Raw genomic sequence first — 25,812 nt, 5'->3', positions numbered from 1 at the left:
AGTTCTGCTCAAAACTTGACTCAATCCGCCACTATCCCCCGCTGTTACTCTGCCTGCGCCTCTATTTGCGCTGTTTTTTTACCCAACCCGAGCCCAATATAACCCAGACTGACCACCGCCAGGAAAATGCCACCGACGACCAGCGACATCCGTGTATCTTCGTTGATGTACATCCCCACCAGCACACAGAGTAAAAACGCCATCGTCAGATAATTGCCCCAGGGGAACAAAATAGACTTAAACGGATGAGCCGCCATCGCCTCGCGGTGCTGCTGGCGAAAACGCAGTTGGCTAATTAACACCACGAACCACGGGATCATGCCCGGCAAAACGCTGGCGCTATAGACATACACAAACACCTTTTCCGGGTTAGGAATAATGTAATTGAGCGCCGAACCCGCTATCAGACAAAGGATCGACACCATCACCCCGGCCGCCGGAACGCCGCCTTTCGTCACGCGTCCTAACGCGGCGGGCAACTGGCGATTATTCGCCAGCGAATACAACATGCGACCGCAACTGTACATCCCGCTATTACAGCCCGACAACGCCGCCGTGAGCACCACGAAGTTAATGATACCCGCCGCTGCGGTAATGCCGATTTTAGCGAAGGTCAATACGAACGGGCTGCCGGAAGTGCCAATTTCGTTCCACGGGAAAATGGTCACAATCACGAAGATAGCGCCCACATAGAAAATCAGAATACGCCACAGGATGTTATTAATTGCCCGCTTGAGCGTCACCTGCGGGTTACGCGCTTCACCGGCAGTAATCCCCACCAGCTCGACCCCCTGATAGGACGCCACCACCAGACAGAGCGCAAACAGCAGCCCTTTCCAGCCGCCGGCCAGAAAACCGCCGTGTTCAGTCAGGTTAGCAAACCCGGTAGACTGGCCGTGATTGCCGATACCAAAGAAAATAATGCCGACACCCACAGCTATCATCACCACGATAGTGGTGATTTTGATCATCGAAAACCAGAACTCGATTTCACCGTATAAACGCACCGCCGCCAGATTAGCCGCCGCGACCAGCGCAACAGCACCGATGGCAGGCACCCATTGCGGCAAAGTGGGGAACCAATACTGAACGTACACCCCGATGGCGGTGATTTCCGAAATCCCTACCGCCATCCACATAAACCAGTATCCCCAGGCGGTGAGATAACCGAAAAACGGGCTCATATACTTGTGCGCATACACCGCAAAAGAGCCGGTGACGGGCTCTAGAAACAGCATCTCCCCCATCGAGCGCATGATGAAGAACACAAAGATGCCTGCAACAATATACGCCAGCAGCACCGATGGGCCGGCCCATTTCAGAGCGCTGGCCGCCCCCATGAACAACCCAACCCCAATGGTGCCGCCAAGCGCGATCAGTTCGATATGTCGCGCTTCCAGCCCCCGGTGGAGGGTTTCTTGTTTCTCTGTATTTGCCATATATCCTCTGTCTTGAAAGGTTCCTTTTGATGCCGGTATAAGAAGCGTTATGGTTTGACCGGCGCTCTCCCGGCAAGGCACGAGCACGTTCCGGCCGGAAAAAACGGCCGAAAAGATACCGCAATGCACGCCGGATTCCTACTTTTCCTGTACCGGAGCATGATGAAATAAACAGCGATGCCAGACCTTGATCACAACGATAAAGCGGCTAAAAAAGTGTGCAGTTGACACGCGCTACTGCCATTCACGCCACCGAAACGGCGTGGTGTGCGCATGTTGCAGATATTCATGTTTCAGACATTCATGTTTCAGACATTCATGTTGCAGACATCAAAGAACACCGCGCAGATACCACCACAGATAGCGCGCCAGTTTAAGCTGGCGACGAAAACGGGTCGGCTGGGTGAGCAGGCGATACAGCCACTCCAGCCCGTGCTGACGCCAAAACAGCGGGGCGCGTTTTACCTTACCGGTAAACACATCATATGTGCCGCCAACGCCCATGTAGAGCGCGTCGGGGTATAACTGCCATGCCTCGCGGATAAATAATTCCTGACGCGGCGAGCCCATCGCAACCGTCACCAGTCTGGCGCCGCTATCACGAATGTGCGCCAGCACCTGCGGGCGTTGCTGCGCGGAAAAATAGCCATCCTGCATACCGACAATATTGACCTGCCAGCGCGTTTGCAGCAGGCGCGCGGTCTCGGCCAACACCTCTGCCCGCCCGCCCAGCAGGAACACCGGTGTGCCGGTTTGCCCGGCGCGTTGCATCAGTGCCTGCCATAAATCCGCCCCGGCAATACGCGTGACGGCAGCCCCCGGATATTTGCGGCGCACCGCGCACACCACGCTGATGCCATCAGCATAATTACAGTTTTCCGGCTGTAACATCAGCGCACGTAATAGCGGGTCATTTTCGGCGCTCACCACCTTTTCCGCATTAATGGCGACCAACACGCCGGGGCGTGGGGCATCGGCGGTGAACAGATGAGCCACGCACTGCGCCATGTCCCGAAACCCTTGCAGCGGAATACCGCGCACGTCACATTGCAGCGGTTTATCACTCATGACCCTCTCCTGACGTCACCATACCCATACGCAATAGCAACGCGTAAATACCTTTAGCCAGCAGCACACAGGCACTAAATATCAGGCAGAAAAACACCATGCGTGAGAAGAAAGCGTCCAGCCCCTCACGCACCAGCACCACCAGGTTAAATAACGCGCCGAAACAAAACGACTGCAACAGTGCCGATAACGCGCGGTTTGCGCTGTGCTGCGCGCATCGATAAAGCGCGTCAAACCCTTTAATCATCATCGCCACCACCAACGCCCCCGGCGCCAGCAGCCATGGCCCGCCCATCACCAGAAGCGAGCCCAGCACTGTCGGCGACATCGCCAGCCCGGCATGATAACCGAGTACCTCCCAGGTGAAATAGTTGGCGGTGTTCAGCACCTGCGCCGGGCGCTCCGGCCATAGCCAGGTGGGAATAAACACATAGAAATCACGCACGATTGGCGCGAGCCCCTGTAATTGCGTTTGCGGCTGGTGCTGCCATAACGTCGCCAGATTCTGCCACGGTGAGAAGGTGTCGCGCGTTAAATACAAAAACGTATAGAAAGCTTCATCGCCCTGCACAGCCAGTCGATAACGCAGCAACGCCAGCCCGAACATCGCCAGCACCGCCAGCGCGCCCGCCAACGCCAGCATCCACCAGCGCAGCCAGCGCTGTTGCAGGCCAATCAATAAAAACAGCGCCACGGCTATCAGGATATTGGCGCGCGTGCCGCCCACCAACAGGTAGGTAAAACCGCCAAACGCCGCGCACACCAGCAGAAACAGCAGCCAGGCGCGCCGGGTCTGGCGCTGGAAATACACCATCAACATCGCCGGAATAAAGAAATAGAAGAAGCGTTTTAGGGCAACGCCTGCGATATCACGCGAGAAAATCTGGTTATAGGCGCTGAGTTTAAACAGCAGCAGCCCATTGTGTGCGAAAAAGACCGCCGCTGTGCCAAACGCCACCAGCGCCAGCAGCGCGGCGCTCAGGTGCAATTCATGGCGATTGACATGCGCTAACGCACGCGGCACAGGCGCGCGTGCAGGCCATAGTCGGGCGTGATAACAGACGTCGTAGAGCCCATAAAACCCTGCCGCAGAGAGTAGCGCCAGCAGCAGGTTGATTGGGTCGGCGGTGGTGATACTAAAACGGAACACCAGCACCCCGGTGAGCGGGAAGCCGAAAAAAAAGGTCAGCCAATAGAGCAGTGAAAACACCATATTAAAGGTGAAGCGGCATCGGCAGTATTCACGCCAGATTCGCCACGCCACCATGCCGCTGCTGGCAAGCCACACCAGCAAAAGGCCGAGAAAATCGGCTTTAGTCACGCGAATCTCCTGCCGCCAGGGCTAACGCCTGATGCCATCCTTGCTGGTACTGCGGGGCAAAAAAGGCAATGCGCCGGGTGTCGATACGCGCCAGACGCGCCCGCGCCCGTGCGAGCGTGGCCTCATCTAATGGCGCATCGCTGAACAACACCGGCAACTGTTGCTGCGCCAAATCCTGCCAGAACGGGTTATGGCGGCTGATAACAAATGGGATAGCCAACTGAATCAGCTGGCATAAGGTGCCAATACCCTGCTGTCGATGAAACAGAAAATAGCCAAGATGACAGCGGCGCAGCAGCGTCAGGTAATCGTCAAACGCCAGCGCCTCACGCAGCACCTCAATATCATCGCCAAACAGCGCCTGCCCGCAGGCCGCCACCTGATTGATATACGCCTCATTGCCCGCCGGATATCCCATCGGTACGATGAGCCGCACCGCACGGCCAAACTGACGATGAATCGCCGCCAGCGCCGCCAGATGGCGGTTGCTGCGATCGCCGGAATTCCCTACCAGAATGGTCAGTGGCGCATCCGCAGGCTCAACCGTGCGCGCAGGCGCGAGCGGGCTCAGGCGCGTCGGGAAATAGAGCAGCGACGCGGGCACCCTCGGGTGACGCTGATGAAATACCGCCATGTCGCCCAGTGTGGCAAACACCCGCCCCACGCGGCGCTGGGCACGACGTCGCAGAGCATAGAAGCACTGATAGCGCCAGCCGCGCGCCTCTTCATACAGATCCGCGCCCCAGATGTGCCAGCTGACACGCTCACGGGCGACAGCCCCGCGCAAGAGCGCCAGCCACAGCCAAGGGTTGAACTGCCCGTGCAAGAAAAAGCGCGCCTCGCGGTCACGCCGCGCCAGCGACACCACCGCCCGCGCTAATAGCCGTGGGCTAGAGAACCGCTCTATTTCAAGCGAGTGCAACTCAGGCCCGGCCAAGTCCGTTGCCGACACCACCATAAAGCGCCGCACCTGATGCGCAGGCAGCACCGGGCTAAGGGTGTCATTAAAAAAGCGCAACAGAGTGTCATTGTGATGGGGAATATCCGCGCCCAGCACATGAATTAACGTCGCCATAGCCACCTGTTATAGCCACCTGTTAATGAAAGTTTTCCGCACGCAGGTCTTTCCGTCCGTCATATCACTGGAGCGGGTTTGCTCAAATGTGTCGGCAGTAGCGCCAAAAAGCCGCGCCGCAGAGCAGGAAATAGAGCAAATAGCTCAATAAATACGCCTGTGCCGCCCCCACGGCCCCTTGCAGGGGGATCAACCAGCAGGCAAAGCCGGTCAATAACAAAAACTGGCTGATTTCCGCCAGCCAATAATAGCGCAGCGAGGCTTGCGCCAGCACCAGATAACCAAAAACGTAAGCGCTCACTTTGAATACATCGCCCGCCAATTGGAAAGTAAGCAAGTCACGCATCGGCAAAAAATCATTGGAAAACAGCACCCATATCACCCCATCGCGCAACAGCCAGATAACGGTTGCCACGCTTGCCGCCAGCAGCATGACAAAACGCAGCGCCTGAAGCACTTCACGGCGGATAGCCGCCTTATGCTGATGGCGGGATAACGCAGGCAACAGATACACGCTAAACGATGAGGTAATCAGCGACAGCCAGGCATCTGAAATAATGCTCGCCCCCTGCCACACGCCAACCGCATGCCAGCCCGCGTGCGCCGCCAGTTGATTACGCATCAACAGGTAAGCCGTCGGCAACGTCAGCACGGTGATGAGCGTCATCAGGCCAAAGCGACAGAGCTGTCGCGCATCGGGCCACGACCACGACGGTGTCAGTGCTTGCACATCCACCGTGGTGCGCCGTTTCAGGATGAAGAATGCAGGCACCACCCCCAGCGCCGGAATCAACGCCAGCCCTATCAACGCGCCCTGATAACCCCACACGCCGACGCAAACACCATACGCCAGCACGCCGGACAAACTCGCGGTGCTCACCGCTAACGCCGTGCCCGGCGCATCCTGATACCCTTTTAGCACCGCCAGCAGCACGCTGGCGGCCGCTATCGCCGGTTGCAACACCGCCAGCACGCGTATTACCGGAGCATACCCCGCGTCGCCAAACAACAGGCGTGAGAGTAGCGCCGCCTGCCACCATAGCGCCGCTGCCAGTAACAGCGAAAAGCCGATTGCCAGCGTGACCGCCGTGCCTAACCCGTGCGGTGGATCAGTCGCCGATGCCGCTCGCGCCACAAGCCGCGTCACCCCATTGGCAATACCGGCTCCGGCCATCACACCCAGCACGGTGATTAACTGACGGTAATTCCCCGCAAGCCCAACCCCCTGCGGGCCAAACAGCACGGCGAGCAGCTTTATTACCACCAGGCCGGTGCCGATTTTGACCAGCATCGAGGCCGCCGTCCAGAGTGATGCACGCGCCAGCGACATCAGGCGAAAAACCCTAACACCGCGTCAATCACCGCCTGCTGACTGGCATCCGACAGGTTATAAAACAGCGGCAGGCGCACCAGCCGCGCGCTTTCAAGACAGGTGTAGCGATCGTCGCCGACAAAACGCCCATAACGCTGACCGGCCGGACTTTGGTGTAACGGCACATAATGGAAGACCGCCAGAATCCCGGCGGCCTGCATCTGCCGGATGAACGCGGTGCGTTCACGCTCATCACGCAAACGCAGGAAAAACAGATGGGCATTGTGCTGACACGCTGGCGGCACCACCGGCAGGGTGACGCGACCGGCCTGCGCCAGCGGCAACAGCGCCTGCCAATAACGCTGCCACAAGACCTGACGCCGCGACTGGATAACGGCTGACGCCTCCAGTTGGCCCCACAGGTATGCCGCCTGCACTTCCGCCATCAGATAGCTTGAACCGAGATCTCGCCAGGTGTATTTATCCACCTGGCCGCGAAAAAACTGGCTGCGGTTGGTGCCTTTCTCACGCACAATTTCCGCCCGCTCGACCAGCGACGGGTCATTAATCATGATGGCACCGCCTTCGCCGCCAGCGGTGTAGTTCTTGGTTTCGTGAAAACTAAAGCAACCGATATGGCCTATCGCCCCAAGTGCCTTGCCCTGATAGCGGGACATCACGCCCTGAGCCGCATCTTCGACCACCCATACCCCGTAGCGCTGCGCCAGCGACAAGATGCTGTCCATCTGCGCGCTGACCCCAGCGTAATGCACCACCACGATCGCTCGCGTCCGGGCGGTGATGGCCGCTTCAATCAGCGCGTCATTAATATTGAGTGTATCGGGTCGGATATCGACAAAGACGATGGTCGCCCCGCGCAGCACAAAAGCATTGGCGGTGGACACGAAGGTATAGCTCGGCATGATCACTTCATCACCCGGCTGGATATTGAGCAGCAACGCCGCCATTTCCAGCGCGGCGGTGCATGATGGCGTCAACAACGCCCGGCCTGCGCCCGCATACTGCTCCAGCCAGTGCTGACAACGCCGGGTAAACTCACCGTCGCCGCTGAGTTTGCCGCTTTGCATCGCGGCGTGCATGTACTCAAGTTCCGTTCCCACCACCGGTGGCGCATTAAATGGGATCATGTCGTCACCTACAGCGGGCTCATGGTGTGATTCGTCAATATGTTACTGCGACAATAGGTTATTGCGGCAACAGGTTATTACGACAATAGGTTATTACGACAATATGTTATCGCGGCAACATATTATTGCGACATCAGTGCGCGTTATTGCGATACCAGTGCGCGGTAAAACCAGTAGGCGGTGCTTTCTACCCGCGCCCCGCTGCGCAAATAGAGCCGTATCGCCGCCAGATTGCTGGTTTGCGTCGCTACCGCAAGGCGGCGAATGCCCCGTTGCTGGCACCAGACGCGCGCCATCTGCATCAGGCGCTGGCCAATGCCTTGCCCGGTCATGCCGGGCCAGGCCGATAACACGCCGATACGCGCCGCCTGCGGCGAGGTTTGGCGCAGCGTGACAAACCCCTGCAATCCGTGGCGATCGCCCGGTGCTTCAATCACCAGGCACACATCGTCAAACGTGCCGTGCACCGCTTTTTCCACCCAACGCGCGTAGAAGCGGCCACAGTCATCAGCGCCATACCACGGCGTGCGAAAACGACTTAACACAAAGCTGCGTGCTGCCGCCTTGCGCAGCGCTGAAATATCTTCCGCATCGGCCTGGCGAACACCAACCGCAAACACGGCGCGCGCCGCTGGCACCACCGGCATACTGAAATCCACCTCGCCTTCCGCCAGCCGAAACCCCAGCTCAGAAAGCGCATCGGCAGCGGCCAAATCGCTCGCCGCCAGCTTTGCCTGGCACAGTTGATACGCATCCAGACTCTCCGACGCCAGCGCAGGCGCATCGGCAGAAAAATTCAGGCGACCACTGACTCGCTTAAAAAACTCACTTTCCCAGACCAGCGGCTCAATCTCAGCATGTACCACCATAGGTCAACTCCGGTTAAGGGCATGCATGACCGGTGTTTCGCCAGATCCCTTTGGTATCCACCACCCAATGTTGCGTTACCTGTTCAGGCGTAATCGCCCGAAATTGGCGATGATCGACCAACACCACCATAATATCGGCCAATGCCAACGCCTGAGTGCTATCCACCAAGACTGCACGGCCCTGCAACGCAGGGGGAAGTTGCGCCAGATTCGGCTCCACCACCCAGGTGCGGCCCGGATGCCATGTGGCAATCTGCTCGGTAATCGCCAGCGCCGGACTTTCCCGTAAATCCGCCACATCGGCTTTGAATGCCAGCCCAAGACAGGCAATGCAGAGTTCCGTAGCGGGTTGCCGTCGGCTTGCCAGCGCATCCGCCACCGCGATTTTTACCTGTTCCACCACCCAGTGCGGTTTGGTGTCATTAACCGTCCGGGCACAACGAATCAACTGCGTTTGCTCGGGGTGACGGGCTATCAGAAACCACGGGTCAACCGCGATACAGTGCCCGCCCACCCCCGGCCCAGGTTGTAAAATATTCACGCGTGGATGGCGGTTAGCCAGACGAATCAATTCCCACACATCAATCTGCTGCTGCGCGCACAGCATCGAAAGTTCGTTGGCAAACGCAATGTTGACGTCACGAAAGCTATTTTCCACCAGCTTGCACATTTCCGCCGTGCGCACGTCGGTGATAACGCATTCGCCGTCAACAAACAGGCGATACAGCTCACGGGCCCGCGCCGAGCACGCGGCAGTCATGCCGCCAATCACCCGGTCATTGCTCACCAGTTCGCTCATAATACGCCCCGGCAGTACCCGTTCCGGGCAATAAGCCAGATGCACATCGGCCTGTTCACCCGCCTGATGAGGAAAGCGCAAATCAGGGCGCGCCTGCGCCAGCCACGCCGCCACACTTTCGGTAGTGCCGACCGGCGAGGTCGATTCCAGAATCACCACATCACCGCGCTTTAGCACCGGTGCCAGCGATTCTGCCGCCGCCTGCACCTGCGATAAATCAGGCTGATGCGTTGCCGTAACAGGCGTTGGCACCGCGATAATAAACACCTCAGCCGCCCTCGGCTTTGCGCCTGCCTGCAAATAACCTTGCGCACATACCTGCTGCAACGCGTGCCCCAAACCCGGCTCGTCAATATGAGTATGGCCCCGGTTGAGCTGCTCTACCACTCGCGGGTTCACATCTACACCAAAAACCTGGCGCTGCGTCGTCGCCAGTAACACCGCCGTCGGCAGGCCAATATACCCAAGCCCAACCACACAAATACGTTCAATACTCATGCCATTACCCGGTGTTCTTTTAATACCGACAAAATACGTTGGCTGGCGTGACCCTCGCCATAGGGAGAGTGCGCGCGACACATCGCGTTGTAAGCGTCATCATCGCTTAACAGTGCCGAGACATGATGCACAATCGCGTCACTGTTTGTGCCAACCAGCCTGACCGCACCCGCCGACAGCGCTTCGGTACGCTCGGTCGTTTCTCGCATCACCAGCACCGGTTTACCCAGCGCTGGTGCTTCCTCCTGAATCCCGCCGGAGTCGGTTAATATCAGCCAGGCACGGTTCATCAGGTAGACAAAAGGCAGGTAGTCTTGCGGTTCAATCAGAAAGACATTCTCGATACCGCTGAGAATATGCTGCACCGGTTCACGCACATGCGGGTTACGGTGCACCGGGTAGACAATTTGTAGCGCAGGATAACGATGCGCCAATGCGGCCAGCGCATGACAAATCTGCCCAATACCGCGACCAAAGCTCTCACGCCGGTGGCCAGTCACAAGCACGGTTTTACGCCGCTCATCAAGAAAAGCATACTGTTCAGCCAGTTGCTGGCGCAACGCGGCATCAGCCGCGATACGCTCTCGTACCCAACACAGCGCATCAATCACCGAATTGCCCGTCACCCAGATACGCGACGGTGGAATATTTTCCTGCAACAGGTGTTGTCTGGCAGGCGAGGTCGGTGCGAAATGGTAAGCCGCGAGCTGGGCGGTTAAACGGCGATTGGCCTCTTCAGGCCAGGGGGAGTCAAGATTACCGGTACGAAGCCCGGCCTCAATGTGTGCAACCGGAATGCGTTGATAAAACGCCGCCAGACTCGCCATCAAGGTGGTGGTGGTATCGCCATGCACCAGCAGGATATCGGGCTGGCAGTGCGCCAGCACCGGCGTCAGATCGGTCAGGATCCGCGCCGACGTCTGAGCCAGGTTCTGATCGGGCTGCATGATGTCAAGATCGTAGTCCGGCTCAATAGCAAACAGCCGCAGAACCGGATCGAGCATGTCACGGTGTTGTGCCGTCACACACACGCGCGGCTCAAAAAAGCGATCCTGGGCCATTGCCCGGATAACCGGAGCCATTTTGATCGCCTCAGGACGGGTGCCAAAAACTGTCAACACTTTCACAGGTTAATACCGGCGCATGATCAATATTCTGGCGCAGGGTATCACGGGTTGCCGACAACGGATATCTCCCGTCGCAGGCGTACAGCCATTGAGTGCAGGCCGCTTTTTGCTGCCCTCATCGCACATCAAGGGCTGCCCACGTCCCTGCGCTGCATACGTCGAACGGTTCGCGCCAGCCGCCATGAGCCCTTGAGGGCGTAGCCATAACAGCAAAACACCAGCAGGAAACCAATAAGCATCAGGTATTCCGGCACAGCCAGTATTTCCGCACTGATTCCTAGCACAGCCAACAGTGCCGCGCACAGTGTAATCACCGCACATGCCTGATGCGAAGACCAACCGGCACGCATCAATAAATGGTGAACATGCAGGCGATCGGCTAAAAATGGATTACTACCACGGCGCAAGCGACGATAAATGATCGCCACCAAATCGATGAGGGGAATCGCGATAATCCATAATGCGGTGACGGGCCTTAATGACATGCTCTCTCCCTGAGAGCCTTGCAGCAGCAACCAAATCACGCTGAACCCGACCATCGTACTGCCTGCATCGCCCATAAAAACCCGGTAACGCCGCCCAAACAGGCCAAGGTTCATCGCACAGTAAGGCAGTAAGGTGGCGATCAGCGCCATACTCCAGACCAACAGAGCCTCATTCGCGCCCTGATAAAACAACACCGCCAAAGCCATAAATGACACGCCGGCAAGCCCGCCTAGCAGGCCATCAATACCATCCATCATGTTAAAGGCGTTAATGGCCGCCCAAACCACAAAAACAGTGATCGGATAATTCATCACCCCCAGGCGGATATCCCATTCCGGGCCGAGAAGATGCCCAAGATGCTGTAACGTCAAACCACCGGGTAATATCATTATCATCGCAACCGTGGCCTGGGCCGCAACACGCCACCCGATCGGTATATCAAAACGATCGTCCAGCACACCGACCAGCATCAATATGAACATACCCGACAGGTAAGCGAGAAAACCGGGAAGCGCCACCGGGGAGAGAAAGACAAGCACGCCGATACCGCAAAAAACCGAGATACCGCCAACCAATGGTATCGCACCATGGTGATGCTTACGGTGATTGGGCCGGTCAACCAAGCCGACCCTGTTTGCTATTTTCCGGGCGGCCAGCAGTGCAGCGCAGGCAGTGACAACGACGACGAACAACAGCATGGCGAATACTGGAGCACTTATCATGATATCCCCGTCATACCCTATAATATCGCTCCGACCATACTATCTGTAATCCGGCTGTAATCCGGTACTCCTGCGTCTGTAGGCTGGGTTTTCAGAAACGTCTGTGTGCAATATCCGCAGGTATTCTGACGGGCATCAGGCAACCGGCACGCCTGAGAAAAAACAAAAACGCCACGTTTACGTGGCGTTCAGTGGCGCTATTTCAATCGCGGAATGTCGATAAGGTAAGATAGACGTCATCGACCTCGTAGTCCGCTATCGAAGATTATGAGCGCTTCATCATATCGAAGAACTCATCATTGGTTTTGGTCATCGCCAGTTTGTTGATCAAGAACTCCATTGCATCAATTTCACCCATTGGATGGATGATCTTACGCAAGATCCACATTTTCTGGAGCTCTTCAGAGGTGGTGAGCAGTTCTTCTTTACGCGTACCGGAACGGTTGTAGTCAATCGCCGGGAACACGCGTTTTTCAGCAATTTTACGCGACAAGTGCAGTTCCATGTTACCGGTGCCCTTGAACTCTTCGTAAATCACTTCGTCCATCTTCGAACCGGTGTCGATAAGCGCCGTTGCAATGATAGTCAGGCTACCGCCTTCCTCAACGTTACGCGCCGCACCGAAGAAACGCTTCGGACGATGCAGGGCATTGGCGTCCACACCACCGGTCAGCACCTTGCCGGAAGCTGGCACTACGGTGTTGTAGGCACGCGCCAGACGGGTAATGGAGTCGAGCAGAATAATCACATCTTTCTTATGCTCAACCAGACGCTTGGCTTTCTCTATCACCATTTCGGCGACCTGAACGTGGCGAGAAGCCGGTTCGTCAAAGGTTGACGCCACCACTTCTCCTTTCACCAGGCGCTGCATTTCCGTCACTTCTTCAGGACGTTCGTCAATCAGCAGCACCATCAGCACGCAATCAGGATGATTGTAAGCGATGCTCTGGGCAATATTTTGCAACAGCATGGTTTTACCGGCTTTCGGCGGTGCCACAATCAGGCCACGCTGACCACGACCGATCGGCGAGGCCAAATCCAGCACGCGGGCCGTCAGGTCTTCCGTTGAACCGTTGCCTCGCTCCATACGCAAACGTGAATTTGCGTGCAGCGGCGTCAGGTTTTCAAACAGAATTTTGCTGCGGGCATTTTCCGGTTTGTCATAGTTAACTTCGTTAACTTTTAATAGCGCAAAATAACGTTCACCTTCTTTCGGCGGGCGAATCTTACCAGAAATGGTATCGCCAGTGCGGAGGTTAAAACGTCGAATTTGGCTTGGGGAAACGTAGATGTCATCAGGGCCGGCGAGGTAGGAACTGTCTGCGGAGCGGAGGAAACCAAAACCATCCTGCAATATTTCCAGTACGCCATCGCCAAAGATATCTTCACCACTTTTCGCGTGCTGCTTGAGGATAGCGAAAATAATATCCTGTTTACGCATGCGAGCCAGATTCTCCAGCCCCATATTTTCGCCAAGAGTAATCAATTCAGATACTGGCGTATTCTTTAATTCGGTAAGATTCATAATGGTGGGTTCTTAAACTCGGGGTAAATCTCGAACTATTAACGTGAATGGTATGGCAGGAAACCCATGCCGCTTAACAGCCTTCAACCACCAGCAACCCGTGCTGCGCAGGCTAAATAGCACTGACGCTGTATAAACACACGGCAAGAGATCGAAGACACCTTAAAACCAATTAATGTAAAACTGTCAGATTACCGGATCGAAATAATAACTTTATGTAAAGTGATGATTTTTTGATCCTGGTACAGAATAAATCTTTAGATTCTAACTTCAGGCTCAAGCCCAGAGGGGCTCAAACTATAGGTAAGTACGATATGCAGTATCGATGAATCTAGCATGCTTCCCGTTGGGCGTCCAGCGGTCAGAATGAGAAAATCTCACAGTCCGCTGTCGCCCGGGAACAGAATTGCGTAACTAATTACAGATTGGCGTTCAGGAACTCTTTTAACTGACCTTTGGACAGCGCGCCCACTTTGGTTGCCGCCACTTCGCCATTTTTGAACAACAACAGAGTAGGAATACCACGGATGCCGTATTTCGGTGCTGTTGCCGGGTTTTCATCGATGTTGAGCTTGGCAATCTGCAACTTGCCTTCGTACTCATCGGCGATTTCGTCGAGAATCGGAGCAATCATTTTACAGGGACCACACCAGTCTGCCCAGAAATCAACCAGTGTCACGTGCGCTGACTGCAATACGTCTGTCTCGAAACTGTCGTCTGTCAGATGAATAATTTTATCGCTCATGTTTTACTCCGCAGGATTATCGCTATCCAGTTGGTGTAGCATTAACCAACTATAGGTTGACTTTATTTCACTGGATACGCTTTCGTAAAGCAATAGTTAACTGATATTCTACCACGCTATGAGCAAAACACACTTAACCGAACAGAAGTTTTCCGACTTCGCACTGCATCCGCAGGTTATTGAAGCTCTTGAAAATAAAGGCTTTCATAACTGCACACCCATTCAGGCGCTGGCTTTGCCGCTAACGCTGTCTGGTCGTGACGTGGCTGGTCAGGCGCAAACAGGAACGGGCAAGACGCTGGCATTTCTGGCGTCTACTTTTCATCATCTGCTGACTCACCCCGCACCTGCCGACCGCCAGACCAACCAACCCCGTGCCCTGATTATGGCGCCGACGCGCGAATTGGCTGTGCAGATCCACTCCGATGCAGAAGCGTTGGCAAAACTGACCGGGCTGCGCCTGGGGTTGGCTTACGGCGGCGACGGTTACGATAAACAGCTAAAAGTATTGGAAGATGGCGTCGATATCCTGGTTGGGACGACGGGCCGCTTAATCGATTACGCCAAGCAGAATCACATCCATCTGGGTGCCATTCAGGTTGTGGTACTGGATGAAGCCGATCGTATGTACGATCTGGGTTTCATTAAAGATATTCGCTGGCTGTTCCGCCGGATGCCCGCTGCGAATCAACGTTTGAACATGCTGTTTTCCGCCACACTGTCATACCGTGTGCGCGAGCTCGCGTTCGAGCAGATGAACAACGCAGAGTACGTTGAAGTTGAACCGGAACAAAAAACCGGGCACCGCATTAAAGAAGAGCTGTTTTATCCGTCCAACGAAGAAAAGATGCGCCTGCTGCAAACGCTCATCGAAGAAGAGTGGCCGGATCGTTGCATCATATTCGCCAATACCAAACATCGCTGTGAGGATATTTGGGGCCATCTGGCGGCAGACGGCCATCGTGTTGGCCTGCTCACAGGCGATGTGGCACAGAAAAAACGCCTGCGCATTCTGGACGATTTCACCCAGGGCAACCTGGATATTCTGGTTGCAACCGATGTCGCCGCACGCGGTCTGCACATTCCCGCTGTCACCCACGTATTTAACTATGACTTACCGGATGACTGCGAAGATTACGTCCACCGCATCGGTCGTACCGGTCGCGCGGGAGCGAGCGGGTGCTCTATCAGCCTTGCCTGTGAAGAGTACGCGCTGAATCTACCGGCTATCGAAACCTATATTGGTCATCGCATTCCGGTGAGCAAATACAACAGCGACGCCCTGCTGACCGAGTTACCGCAACCGAAACGCCTGAGCCGTCCGCGTTCCGCCAGCGGCCCTCGCCGTCCTGGTGCGCCTCGCCGCAGCGGTGCGCCTCGTAACAATCATAACCGTAAACGACCGGGTTGAGTGGCCGATATGCCAAGCGCTTCTTCTCTCTATGCCGCGATTGATTTAGGGTCTAACAGCTTTCACATGCTGGTCGTGCGTGAAGTGGCAGGCAGCGTACAAACGCTGGCACGCATCAAGCGCAAAGTCCGGCTGGCCGCCGGACTTGATGGCAATAACCGGCTGTCGTCAGAAGCGATGCAGCGCGGCTGGCAGTGTCTCGCGCTGTTTTCTGAACGGTTACAAGACATTCCGCCGCAACAAGTGCGCGTTGTCGCCACGGCGACGCTGAGGCTTGCGATTAATGCCGATGAGTTTTTGGCGCGCGCCAGCCAGATTCTTGGCCTGCCGATTCAGGTTATTAGTGGCGAAGAAGAAGCCCGGTTAATTTATCAGGGTGTTGCGCATACCACCGGAGGCCCGGAGCAGCGTCTGGTCGTCGATATTGGCGGCGGCAGCACCGAGCTTGCAACCGGAACCGGATCTCAGCATACACAACTGTTTAGCCTGCCGATGGGCTGTGTTACCTGGCTTGAGCGCTATTTCACTGACCGTGACCTCACACAGGCGCATTTCGACCGCGCCGAGCAAGCGGCTCGAGACATGCTGCGCCCGATAACAGCGGCACTGCGCCAGCAAGGTTGGCAGATTTGCGTCGGCGCGTCCGGCACGGTGCAAGCGTTGCAGGAGATCATGGTGGCGCAGGGGATGGATGAATACATCACCCTCGGTAAATTACGCCAGCTCCGGCAGCGCGCGATTCAATGCAGTAAGCTTGAAGAATTAGAGATTGAAGGGTTAACGCTGGAGCGCGCGCTGGTGTTCCCAAGCGGTTTATCCATTCTGCTGGCGATTTTCCAGGAACTGGATATCGACTCCATGACCCTTGCAGGCGGTGCGCTGCGCGAAGGTTTGGTTTACAGCATGCTCCGGTTGCCGATAGAGCAGGATATTCGCCATCGCACGTTACATAACCTGCAACGTCGTTACCTGTTAGATAGCGATCAGGCGCAGCGGGTGAAAACGCTGGCCGATAATTTTCTACAGCAGGTTGCGCGTGACTGGCAATTAGACAGCCGATGTCGGGAGCTACTCGCCAGCGCTTGTCTGGTGCATGAAATCGGTCTGGGGGTTGATTTCCGTCAGGCACCGCAGCATGCAGCTTACCTTATCCGCCACAGCGATTTACCCGGTTTTACGCCCGCACAGAAAAAACTGCTGGCGACACTGCTGCAAAACCAGAGCAACACCATCGACCCTATCCCGCTGACTCAGCAAAATGCGCTGCCGGCGCCGATGGCCCAGCGGCTCTGCCGCTTGTTACGGCTAGCGATTATTTTCGCCAGCCGCCGCCGTGACGACACGCTACCTGCAGTGCGTCTGCGGGTTGAAGGCGAAACCCTGCGGGTCATTTTACCGGCAGGGTGGCTGGATAAGCACCCGCTGCGGGCGGAAACCCTGTCGCAAGAAAGCCTGTGGCAAAGTTACGTCCACTGGTCACTCGTTATTGAAGAACACGCCATTTAATGTCATATGGGGTAACAATTCGTTACCCCTTTCTTTTATAAGCCTGCCTGAACTGTGACTCCCCTTACGGGAAAAAAGAAATACAGGATGTATTTTTATAAAACACCGTTTCTGTGTGCATGCAGCGCTTCGTCCGGACCGAAACCTGTACAATCACCCGGTGAATACCCGCACCGGGTTCAAAAGATTATCTGGTTAAAAAACGAAGGAACAAGGATGAAAAACATCATATTTTTACGACGTACTGTACTGGCGTCGATGGTATCGGTATGCCTGCTCAGTACCTCGGCACTGGCAGCAGCAACCAGCGCACAAGCACCGCAGAAATTACAGGTGCCGACCTTATCCAGCGATGACCACAGCGTGGTGCTGGTATGGGATGCGCCGGAAGATACCTCAAATATCAGTGATTACCAGATCTACCAAAATGGTCAGTTGGTCGGGCTCGCCAGCCAGAATAATGACAAGAACTCGCCGGCAAAACCCTACATCAGCGCTTTTTATAAGAGTGACACCAACAGTTTTCATCGCCGCATCGTAGTACAAAACGCCAAAATCGACGGCCTGAAAGCCAGCAGTGAGTATCATTTTACTGTCCGGGCGGTGTATGCCGATGGCACCACCTCCGCTGACAGCAATGCCGTGACCGCAACCACCACCGCAGTACCATCGGTCATTGATATCACCAAATACGGTGCGAAAGGTGACGGTACCACCCTCAATACCAGCGCAATTCAAAAAGCGATTGATGCCTGTCCCGTCGGCTGCCGTATCGATGTGCCTGCCGGGGTGTTCAAAACCGGCGCACTGTGGCTGAAAAGCGACATGACGCTGAACCTGGTGCAGGGAGCAACCTTGCTGGGCTCTGACAACGCCGCCGATTACCCTGACGCTTACAAAATTTATAGCTACGTCTCCCAGGTACGCCCGGCCTCCTTGTTGAATGCCATCGACAAGAACAGCTCTGCCGTTGGCACCTTTAAAAATATCCGTATCGTCGGTAAAGGCGTGATTGACGGCAACGGCTGGAAACGCGCGGCCGATGCAAAAGACGAGCTGGGCAATAGCCTGCCACAGTATGTGAAGAGTGATAACAGCAAAGTCAGCACCGACGGGATTCTGGCGAAAAATCAGGTTGCTGCCTCGGTAGCAACCGGCATGAGCAAAGCTGATGCCTATAGCCAGCGCCGCTCAAGTCTGGTGACGCTGCGCGGCGTGCAAAATGTTTACGTGGCTGACGTCACCATTCGCAACCCGGCGAACCACGGCATTATGTTCCTGGAAAGCAAGAACGTCGTGGAAAACGGTGTGACCCACCAAACCTATAACGCCAACAATGGCGACGGCGTTGAATTCGGCAACAGCCAGAACGTGATGGTCTTCAACAGCGTGTTCGATACCGGTGATGACAGCATCAACTTCGCCGCAGGCGTTGGTCAGGAAGCTCAGAGTCTGGAGCCTGCGCAAACGGCGTGGCTGTTTAACAACTACTTCCGCCACGGCCACGGCGCTGTCGTCCTCGGCAGCCATACTGGTGCGGGTATTGTTGATGTCTTAGCGGAAAATAACGTGGTCAGCCAGAACGATATCGGTTTACGCGCCAAGAGCGCCCCAGCCATCGGCGGCGGTGCTCACGGTATTGTTTTCCGTAATACCGCGATGAAAAGCCTCGCTAAACAGGCTGTTATCGTCACGTTAAGTTATAGCGACAGCAACGGCACCCTTGACTATACCGCTGCCAAAGTGCCTGCTCGCTTCTATGACTTCACCGTGAAAAACGTCACCGTGCAGAACAGCACCGGCAAGAGCCCGGCGATTGAAATCGTCGGTGACAGCACGAAAGGGATCTGGCACAGCCAGTTTATTTTCAACAACATCAAATTCAGCGGCGTTTCGCCCACCTCTATCAGCGACCTGAGCGACAGTCAGTTTAACAACCTGACGTTCAGCAACCTGACCAGCGGCACCTCGCCGTGGAAATTTGGCACGGTGAAAAACGTCTCGGTAGACGGCAAACTGGTGACACAGTAAGGCCTCGGCCCACTGAACACGATACCAACGCCGGGCACTCTGCCCGGCGTTTTCTTTTTATCGTATTTCATGGCGATCGCCGTGCGGTATGAATAGATATCACGCCTACCGTTGACGCGCCGTTACTCCTTGTCTCTGGCCTTCGCCAGTTGCGCGCGCAAATTGGCCAAATGGTTTTGCCCTTTTTGCATGCGCTCTTGCGCGCTCACCACCTTGCGCTCGGTTTCCCACATCACATCATCCTGCGGTAACTCCAGCAAAAATCGGCTGGGTTCCGGGCGAATCAGCTCGCCATACTGACGTCGCTCGCGGCACAGAGTAAACGTCAGCTCTTTTTGCGCCCGCGTAATGCCGACGTAAGCCAGCCGCCGCTCCTCATCAACATTGTCTTCATCGATGCTGGTTTGGTGTGGCAGTAACCCTTCTTCCATGCCCACCAGATAGACATAAGGGAACTCCAGGCCCTTCGAGGCATGTAACGTCATCAGTTGCACCTGATCGCGCTCTTCTTGCGCTTCGTTGCGATCCATCATGTCGCGCAGGGTGAAACGCGTCACCACCTGCGTGAGCGTCATCGGCTCGTCAAGATCGCTACCCGCGAGCATTTCCGTCATCCAGGTAAACAGCAGGTTGACGTTCTTCATGCGCATTTCTGCCGCTTTCGGGCTGGGTGAGGTTTCATATAACCAGCTTTCGTAATCCAGCCCACGGATTAAATCACGCACGGCGTTCACCGGCTCACGCTCTGACAGCCGGGCGATGTCCGCCATCCAGCCGGTGAAACGCTGCAATGATTCGAGCCCGCGCCCGCTAAGGCGCTGGGCCAGCCCGACATCAAAGCTGGCGCTGAACAGGCTGCGATTACGCTGGCTGGCCCACTCCCCGAGCTTTTGCAGCGTCGCCGGGCCAATCTCCCGTTTTGGCGTGTTGACGATGCGCAAGAAGGCGCTGTCATCATCCGGGTTGGTTAATACCCGCAGATACGCCAGCAAATCTTTGATTTCCGGGCGTGAGAAAAATGACGTGCCGCCGGAAATACGATAGGGAATACGGTTTTGCATCAGTACCTTTTCAAATAGCCGGGACTGATGGTTGCCGCGATACAAAATGGCGTAATCGCCGTACTGGGTTTTTTGAATAAAGTGATGAGCGATAAGCTCGCCGACCACCCGCTCGGCTTCGTGATCTTCATTGTTGGCGGTGATGATTTTCAGCACCTCACCGTAACCGAGCTCGGAGTAAAGCCGCTTTTCGAACACATGCGGATTATTGGCAATCAGGATGTTGGCCGCTTTCAGGATGCGCCCGGAAGAACGGTAATTCTGCTCCAGTTTGACCACCTGCAACTGCGGGAAATCTTGCTGCAACAGCGACAGGTTTTGCGGGCGAGCGCCGCGCCAGGAGTAAATCGACTGGTCATCATCACCGACCACGGTAAAGCGCGCCCGGCTGCCAACCAGCAGTTTCACCAGTTCATACTGGCTGGTGTTGGTGTCCTGATATTCGTCTACCAGCAGATAACGCAGGCGGTTTTGCCAACGCTCGCGCACCTCCTCATTGCGTTTTAGCAACAGCGTCGGCAGCAGGATGAGATCGTCAAAATCCAGCACATTACAGGCGCGCAGGTGTTCGTTATACAAACGGTAGCAGTGCGCAAACAACCGGTCGCGTTCAGAGCGCGCGCCAGCCGCCGCCTGTACCGGGTCAATCAGGTCGTTTTTCCAGTTCGACAGCGTTGAAATCAGCTGTTGCAGTTGGTCTTTATCCTGCTGTAGCCACGGTTCAGTCAACTCTTTGAGCAGCGCCAGCTGGTCCTGATCGTCAAACAGCGAAAAGTTGGATTTCATGCCCAGCGCAGCGTATTCGCGCTTGATTATCTCAAGCCCGAGCGTATGAAAAGTGGCGATCAGCAGGCCCCGCGTTTCCTGCCGCCCCAGCGTTTGCGCCACACGCTCTTTCATTTCACGCGCCGCTTTGTTGGTAAAGGTGACGGCAGCAATGTGGCGCGCCTGATAGCCGCAGGCGCGAATTAAGTGGGCAATTTTTTGGGTAATAACGCGGGTTTTTCCCGACCCTGCCCCCGCTAAGACCAGACAGGGCCCGGTCACAAATTCAACGGCGTGTTGTTGGCTGGGGTTCATGCGCATGGTGAGTTACCCGACTATCAAACAGAAAGGGAAGTTAGCAGAGGCTGAGTGTAGCAAAATCCCGCCCTAGGGTGAGCACCATTCGCCAATGCCTGAAGACGCCCCGCATTTCCTTTCAAGGAATGCGGGTGGTAGGCTGTGGCGTCTAACCTTCGCTTTCTCTTAGCTCAAAGGAGCGCAACGATGGCAAATACCGCAGCAGCACTGCACATTCTGGTGGATACCGAGCAACAGGCCACCGATATTCTGGCTCAACTGGAAAAAGGCGCGGATTTTCAGCAATTAGCAAAAAAACACTCCACCTGTCCGTCAAAGCGTAACGGCGGGGATTTGGGGGAATTCCGCAAAGGCGATATGGTGCCGGATTTTGATAAAGCGGTGTTTTCCTGCGAACTGCTCAAGCCTTTTGGCCCGGTGAAAACCCAGTTCGGCTATCACATTATCAAAGTGCTGTACCGCAATTAAAGTGCTCCACCGCGATTAAGGAAAAGGCGGCGATTGCCGCCTTTTCGGTCAACCTAACCCATCGTCATCAGGCTCGCATTGCCGCCCGCCGCCGCCGTGTTAATACTCAGCGAGCGTTCTGTCAGCAACCGCTCCAGCACAATATCCGTTTCGCCGCAGGCAAACCCCTGCACGCTGACCAGCGGCCCGTCGCGCTGCGCCAGTTGCTCACACAGGTGGCGCAGCTTGTCGGCATCGCCATGAAACAGCGCCGCATCAATCGCATCAATCGCATCAATGTAGTCATCATCGGCCAACGGGTCGCGACAAAACGCCAGCCGCGCCTGTACAGGCTCCGGCAGTTGTTGATATAACGCCTGCCGCTCGGGTGTATCGAGCCACAGCGCCCGGCTGCCTGCCGCCAGCACAGCGGCCAGTTGCACCAGCGCGTCATCATCGTTATCGGCCACGCACAGCACCTGCTCACGCGGGTGCAGCGTGTAGGTATTGCGCTCACCGGTCGGCCCCGGCAATTGCCAGCCCCGGCCAGTTTGCGTCAGTTCGCCGTAACGCTGGCAGCAGGCAACCACACCGTCACGCTGTGTCTGGCGCGCCCAGTGTTCCAGCGCGCCCAGCGCTGGCTGCCAGGCGGGATGCAGCCCCGGCGCGACCGGCGCGTACGCTTCATGATGGTCAGCGTGCAACACGCGAGCCGCCGATGGGCAGCGCGACAATAACCGGTAGAGATACAGCGGCCCACCGGCTTTTGGCCCGGTGCCCGAGAGCCCTTCGCCGCCAAAGGGCTGCACCCCGACCACCGCGCCAACCATGTTACGGTTGACATACAGGTTGCCGACCTTCGCCTGCGCGCTCACCTGCGCTATCGTTTCATCAATACGGGTATGCAGCCCCATTGTCAGGCCATACCCGGCGGCATTAATGTGCGCTATCAGCGTATCCAGCTCGTGGCGGGCATAACGCACCACATGCAGTACCGGGCCAAACACCTCATGGCGCAGTTCCTCAACGCTTTCAAGCTCAATCAGCGTTGGCGCAATGAAATGACCGCGCGCCCATTGTGCTTCGTCTGCGGCATCGGGCGAGGCCGCCTGATACACCGTGCGCCCACGGGCACGCAGCGCCTGAATATGGCGCGCTATCTGCTGTTTGGCCTCTGCATCAATCAGTGGCCCGATGTCGGTCGTCAGGCGGTCAGGGTTGCCCATGCGGTATTGCGCCATTGCGCCTTGCAGCATCGAGAGGGTCTTTTGCGCCACTTCCTGTTGCACACACAACAAGCGCAGCGCCGAGCAACGCTGACCGGCGCTGTCAAACGCCGACGTCATGATGTCGGCAACCACCTGCTCGGTGAGCGCAGAAGAATCGACAATCATGGCGTTGATACCGCCGGTTTCGGCAATCAGCGGTATCGGGCGGCCCTGCGGGTCAAGCCGCCCGGCCAGTGCACGCTGCAACTGCGCGGCCACCGCGCCGGAACCGGTAAACATCACGCCGCGCACCCGTTCGTCTGCCACCAACGCCGCGCCAACGCGCGCCCCCTCGCCCGGCAGCAATTGCAGCGCATCCACAGGCACGCCAGCCTCATGCAGAATGCGCACCGCCTGGGCGGCAATCAGCGGCGTTTGCTCGGCGGGCTTGGCCAGCACGCTATTGCCAGCGGCAAGCGCGGCGGCAATCTGGCCGGTAAAGATAGCCAGCGGGAAATTCCACGGGCTGATGCACACCACCGGCCCTAATGGGCGATAATCATGATTATTAAACCGCTCGCTCACCTGTACGGCGTAATAACGTAAGAAATCCACCGCTTCGCGCACTTCGGCAATCGCGTTCGCCAGGGTTTTCCCGGCCTCGCGCACCAGCAAGCCCAATAACTGCTGTTGTTGGTTTTCCATGTCATCGGCTGCACGCAATAAAATCGCCGCGCGCTGGTGGGCAGGTGTGGCGAACCACAGCTCCGCACCACTGACTGACAGCGCCAGCGCAGCGGCAATCTGCGCGGGGCTGGCTTCCTGCACATAACCGACCACATCACCGGTGTTAGCCGGGTTGATGACCGGAGTCGTTTCACCACCGTCATCACCGGTTTGCCCCAATACAGGGGCGGTGCGCCACGGCTGCGACACACTGGAGAGTAAGGCGCTGGAGAGTGACGCCAGCCGATGCTCATTAGATAAATCCAGCCCGGCAGCATTGCGCCGCGCCCGGCCATACAGCGCGCGCGGCAACACAATACGGGGATGCGCCAGCCCTATCTGGCCTTCGTGCTCCGCCAGCGCCTCTACTTCGGCAACCGGGTCTGCCACCAGCGCATCCGGCGTTACCGTTGGGTCAGCAATACGGTGAACAAATGACGTATTCGCACCGTTTTCCAGCAAACGACGCACCAGATAAGCCAGCAGGGTTTCATGGCTGCCGACCGGTGCGTAAATCCGGCATGGACGATTGAGTTTCCCTTCGGCGAGCGGGCCAACCACCTGGTCATACAGCGGTTCCCCCATACCGTGCAGGCACTGAAACTCATACTGCCCCGGATAGTAATTATTGCCCGCCAGATGGTAGATGGCGCTCACCGTGTGAGCATTGTGGGTGGCAAACTGCGGATAAATCAGATTCGGCACCGCCAGCAAGCGGCGGGCACAGGCCAGATACGAGACATCGGTATACACCTTACGGGTATAGACCGGGTAGCCCTCCAGCCCGTCGATTTGCGCGCGCTTGATTTCACTGTCCCAATAGGCCCCTTTCACCAGCCGCACCATTAAGCGGCGCTGACTGCGGCGCGCCATATCAATCAATGCGTCAATCACAAACGGGCAGCGCTTCTGGTAAGCCTGAATCACAAAACCAATGCCGTTCCAGCCCGCCAGTTGCGGCTCAAAGCATAAACGCTCCAGCAGATCGAGCGACAGCTCCAGCCTGTCAGCTTCCTCGGCGTCAATATTAATGCCGATGTCGTACTGGCGCGCCAGCAGCGTTAGCGACAGCAGGCGCGGGTACAACTCGCTCATCACCCGCTGATACTGCGCCCGGCTATAGCGTGGGTGCAGCGCCGAAAGCTTGATGGAAATACCGGGGCCTTCGTAAATACCGCGCCCGCAGGCCGCCCGGCCAATGGCATGAATAGCCTGCTGATACGCAGCCAGATAAGCGCTGGCATCCTCGGCGGTGAGCGCCGCCTCGCCCAGCATGTCGTAAGAGTAGCGAAAGCCGCGCTCTTCACGCTTACGGGCATTGGCCAAGGCTCTGGCAATATTTTCACCGGTGACAAACTGCTCGCCCATTAAACGCATCGCCATATCGACGCCTTTGCGCACCAGGGGTTCGCCGCTTTTGCTAATCATGCGGTTCAGCGCGCCGGAAAGATGCGACTCGTTGTGGGTCGCCACCAGTTTTCCGGTGAGCAGTAATCCCCAGGTGGCGGCATTCACAAACAGCGAGGCGCTGTGGCCAAGATGCGCCTGCCAGTTGCCGTGGCCGATTTTGTCGCGGATTAACGCATCTCGCGTCGGTTTATCGGGAATACGCAGCAAGGCTTCCGCCAGACACATCAACGCCACACCCTCTTGCGAGGACAGCGAAAACTCCTGCAACAGCCGTTGCACCATGCCGCTGCGACCGCCAGCGTTCTGCTCGCGCAGTTTTTCCACCAGCGAGGCGGCTTGCGCACTGACCGCCTGCGACAATGCCACCGGCATGCGCGCCTGTTCGAGTAGCATCGGCACCATTTCGGTTTCCGGCCGCCGGTAAGCTGCCGTAATCGCCGAGCGCAACACCGACTGCGTCAAGACCTGCCCGGCAAAAGCTAAAAACGGCGTATGGGTTTCTTCTTGCGCCGATTGCGGCATAATCTCTGTCACCTCAAGTGGCTCCTGGCCGGGAGCAAGAGGGATTTCAGGGGTGTCAGCACCACTTTCCAGGCGTTCGAGATAGCTGAAAATGGCTTGTTTAATCAGCCAGTGCGGGGTGCGATCAATGCGCTGTGCGGCGGCTTTGAGGCGTTCACGCGTGGCCTCATCGAGTTTAACGCCCATCGTGGTGGTGCCCATACCCACTCCTGTTAGAAGAAAGTCGTGTCAGTAACAACGTCATGTCATTCACAACGCCGTGTTGAAAGGCAA

Annotated in this window: 18 protein-coding genes; 4 read left to right on the top strand and 14 right to left on the bottom strand. The window is 56.6% G+C overall.

What is annotated here, in order from left to right:
* Positions 1-44 precede the first annotated feature (44 nt).
* From thrP to trxA, 12 genes are all read right to left on the bottom strand, one after another.
* Positions 45-1,439 carry a bifunctional threonine/serine APC transporter ThrP gene (gene thrP, locus O1Q98_RS12860; protein ID WP_125260972.1) on the bottom strand — a complete coding sequence of 465 codons (1,395 nt, stop codon included), beginning with the start codon at positions 1,437-1,439 and terminating at the stop codon, positions 45-47.
* 330 nt (positions 1,440-1,769) lie between these two features.
* Complete coding sequence (gene wecG / locus O1Q98_RS12855) at positions 1,770-2,507, bottom strand: lipopolysaccharide N-acetylmannosaminouronosyltransferase (protein WP_125260973.1); 738 nt, start codon at positions 2,505-2,507, stop codon at positions 1,770-1,772.
* Positions 2,500-3,828 carry an ECA oligosaccharide polymerase gene (gene wzyE / locus O1Q98_RS12850; protein WP_125260974.1) on the bottom strand — a complete coding sequence of 443 codons (1,329 nt, stop codon included), beginning with the start codon at positions 3,826-3,828 and terminating at the stop codon, positions 2,500-2,502. The genes wecG and wzyE overlap by 8 nt, the downstream gene beginning before the upstream one ends.
* Positions 3,821-4,903 carry a TDP-N-acetylfucosamine:lipid II N-acetylfucosaminyltransferase gene (locus tag O1Q98_RS12845; protein WP_125260975.1) on the bottom strand — a complete coding sequence of 361 codons (1,083 nt, stop codon included), beginning with the start codon at positions 4,901-4,903 and terminating at the stop codon, positions 3,821-3,823. Before O1Q98_RS12845 ends, wzyE begins: the two co-directional genes overlap by 8 nt.
* Positions 4,904-4,985: 82 nt before the next feature.
* Positions 4,986-6,233, bottom strand: a complete 1,248-nt coding sequence (gene wzxE / locus O1Q98_RS12840; RefSeq protein ID WP_125260976.1) for a lipid III flippase WzxE — start codon at positions 6,231-6,233, stop codon at positions 4,986-4,988.
* Positions 6,233-7,363, bottom strand: a complete 1,131-nt coding sequence (rffA, locus tag O1Q98_RS12835) for a dTDP-4-amino-4,6-dideoxygalactose transaminase (protein WP_125260977.1) — start codon at positions 7,361-7,363, stop codon at positions 6,233-6,235. Before rffA ends, wzxE begins: the two co-directional genes overlap by 1 nt.
* Positions 7,364-7,506: 143 nt before the next feature.
* Entirely contained in the window at positions 7,507-8,232 is a 726-nt protein-coding gene (gene rffC / locus O1Q98_RS12830; RefSeq protein ID WP_125260978.1) for a dTDP-4-amino-4,6-dideoxy-D-galactose acyltransferase, read from the bottom strand.
* A gap of 13 nt (positions 8,233-8,245) precedes the next feature.
* Positions 8,246-9,529: a UDP-N-acetyl-D-mannosamine dehydrogenase gene (gene wecC / locus O1Q98_RS12825; RefSeq protein WP_125260979.1), complete on the bottom strand. Its 1,284-nt coding sequence runs from the start codon at positions 9,527-9,529 to the stop codon at positions 8,246-8,248.
* Positions 9,526-10,656, bottom strand: coding sequence for a non-hydrolyzing UDP-N-acetylglucosamine 2-epimerase (gene wecB / locus O1Q98_RS12820; protein ID WP_125260980.1), 1,131 nt, complete (start codon positions 10,654-10,656; stop codon positions 9,526-9,528). Before wecB ends, wecC begins: the two co-directional genes overlap by 4 nt.
* Positions 10,657-10,781: 125 nt before the next feature.
* Entirely contained in the window at positions 10,782-11,864 is a 1,083-nt protein-coding gene (wecA, locus tag O1Q98_RS12815; RefSeq protein ID WP_125260981.1) for a UDP-N-acetylglucosamine--undecaprenyl-phosphate N-acetylglucosaminephosphotransferase, read from the bottom strand.
* A gap of 265 nt (positions 11,865-12,129) precedes the next feature.
* Positions 12,130-13,389, bottom strand: a complete 1,260-nt coding sequence (gene rho, locus O1Q98_RS12810) for a transcription termination factor Rho (RefSeq protein ID WP_012886501.1) — start codon at positions 13,387-13,389, stop codon at positions 12,130-12,132.
* A gap of 418 nt (positions 13,390-13,807) precedes the next feature.
* Positions 13,808-14,134, bottom strand: coding sequence for a thioredoxin TrxA (trxA, locus tag O1Q98_RS12805; protein WP_125260982.1), 327 nt, complete (start codon positions 14,132-14,134; stop codon positions 13,808-13,810).
* A 118-nt stretch (positions 14,135-14,252) separates the two neighbouring features.
* On the opposite strand from trxA, the gene rhlB reads away from it, so the two are divergent.
* From rhlB to O1Q98_RS12790, 3 genes are all read left to right on the top strand, one after another.
* Entirely contained in the window at positions 14,253-15,545 is a 1,293-nt protein-coding gene (gene rhlB, locus O1Q98_RS12800) for an ATP-dependent RNA helicase RhlB (protein WP_125260983.1), read from the top strand.
* 9 nt (positions 15,546-15,554) lie between these two features.
* Positions 15,555-17,051, top strand: a complete 1,497-nt coding sequence (ppx, locus tag O1Q98_RS12795) for an exopolyphosphatase (protein WP_125260984.1) — start codon at positions 15,555-15,557, stop codon at positions 17,049-17,051.
* 216 nt (positions 17,052-17,267) lie between these two features.
* Entirely contained in the window at positions 17,268-19,082 is a 1,815-nt protein-coding gene (locus O1Q98_RS12790; RefSeq protein WP_125260985.1) for a glycosyl hydrolase family 28 protein, read from the top strand.
* A gap of 122 nt (positions 19,083-19,204) precedes the next feature.
* Here the strand turns inward: O1Q98_RS12790 and rep are convergent, their stop codons facing one another.
* Positions 19,205-21,229: a DNA helicase Rep gene (gene rep / locus O1Q98_RS12785; protein WP_125260986.1), complete on the bottom strand. Its 2,025-nt coding sequence runs from the start codon at positions 21,227-21,229 to the stop codon at positions 19,205-19,207.
* Positions 21,230-21,412: 183 nt separating this feature from the next.
* Between rep and ppiC the strand changes: the two genes are divergently transcribed.
* Positions 21,413-21,694 (top strand): peptidylprolyl isomerase PpiC, encoded by a 282-nt coding sequence (gene ppiC / locus O1Q98_RS12780; RefSeq protein WP_012767933.1) that lies wholly within the window; start codon positions 21,413-21,415, stop codon positions 21,692-21,694.
* A gap of 53 nt (positions 21,695-21,747) precedes the next feature.
* Here the strand turns inward: ppiC and putA are convergent, their stop codons facing one another.
* A complete protein-coding gene (gene putA, locus O1Q98_RS12775) occupies positions 21,748-25,725 on the bottom strand; it encodes a trifunctional transcriptional regulator/proline dehydrogenase/L-glutamate gamma-semialdehyde dehydrogenase (protein WP_423201731.1) in 3,978 nt (1,325 codons plus the stop codon).
* Positions 25,726-25,812 lie beyond the last annotated feature (87 nt).

Origin of the sequence: Dickeya lacustris, assembly GCF_029635795.1 — a bacterium.
Classification (GTDB): domain Bacteria; phylum Pseudomonadota; class Gammaproteobacteria; order Enterobacterales; family Enterobacteriaceae; genus Dickeya; species Dickeya lacustris.
The sequence above is the reverse complement of the archived record's forward strand: the minus strand, read 5'-3'. Positions and strand labels throughout refer to the sequence as shown.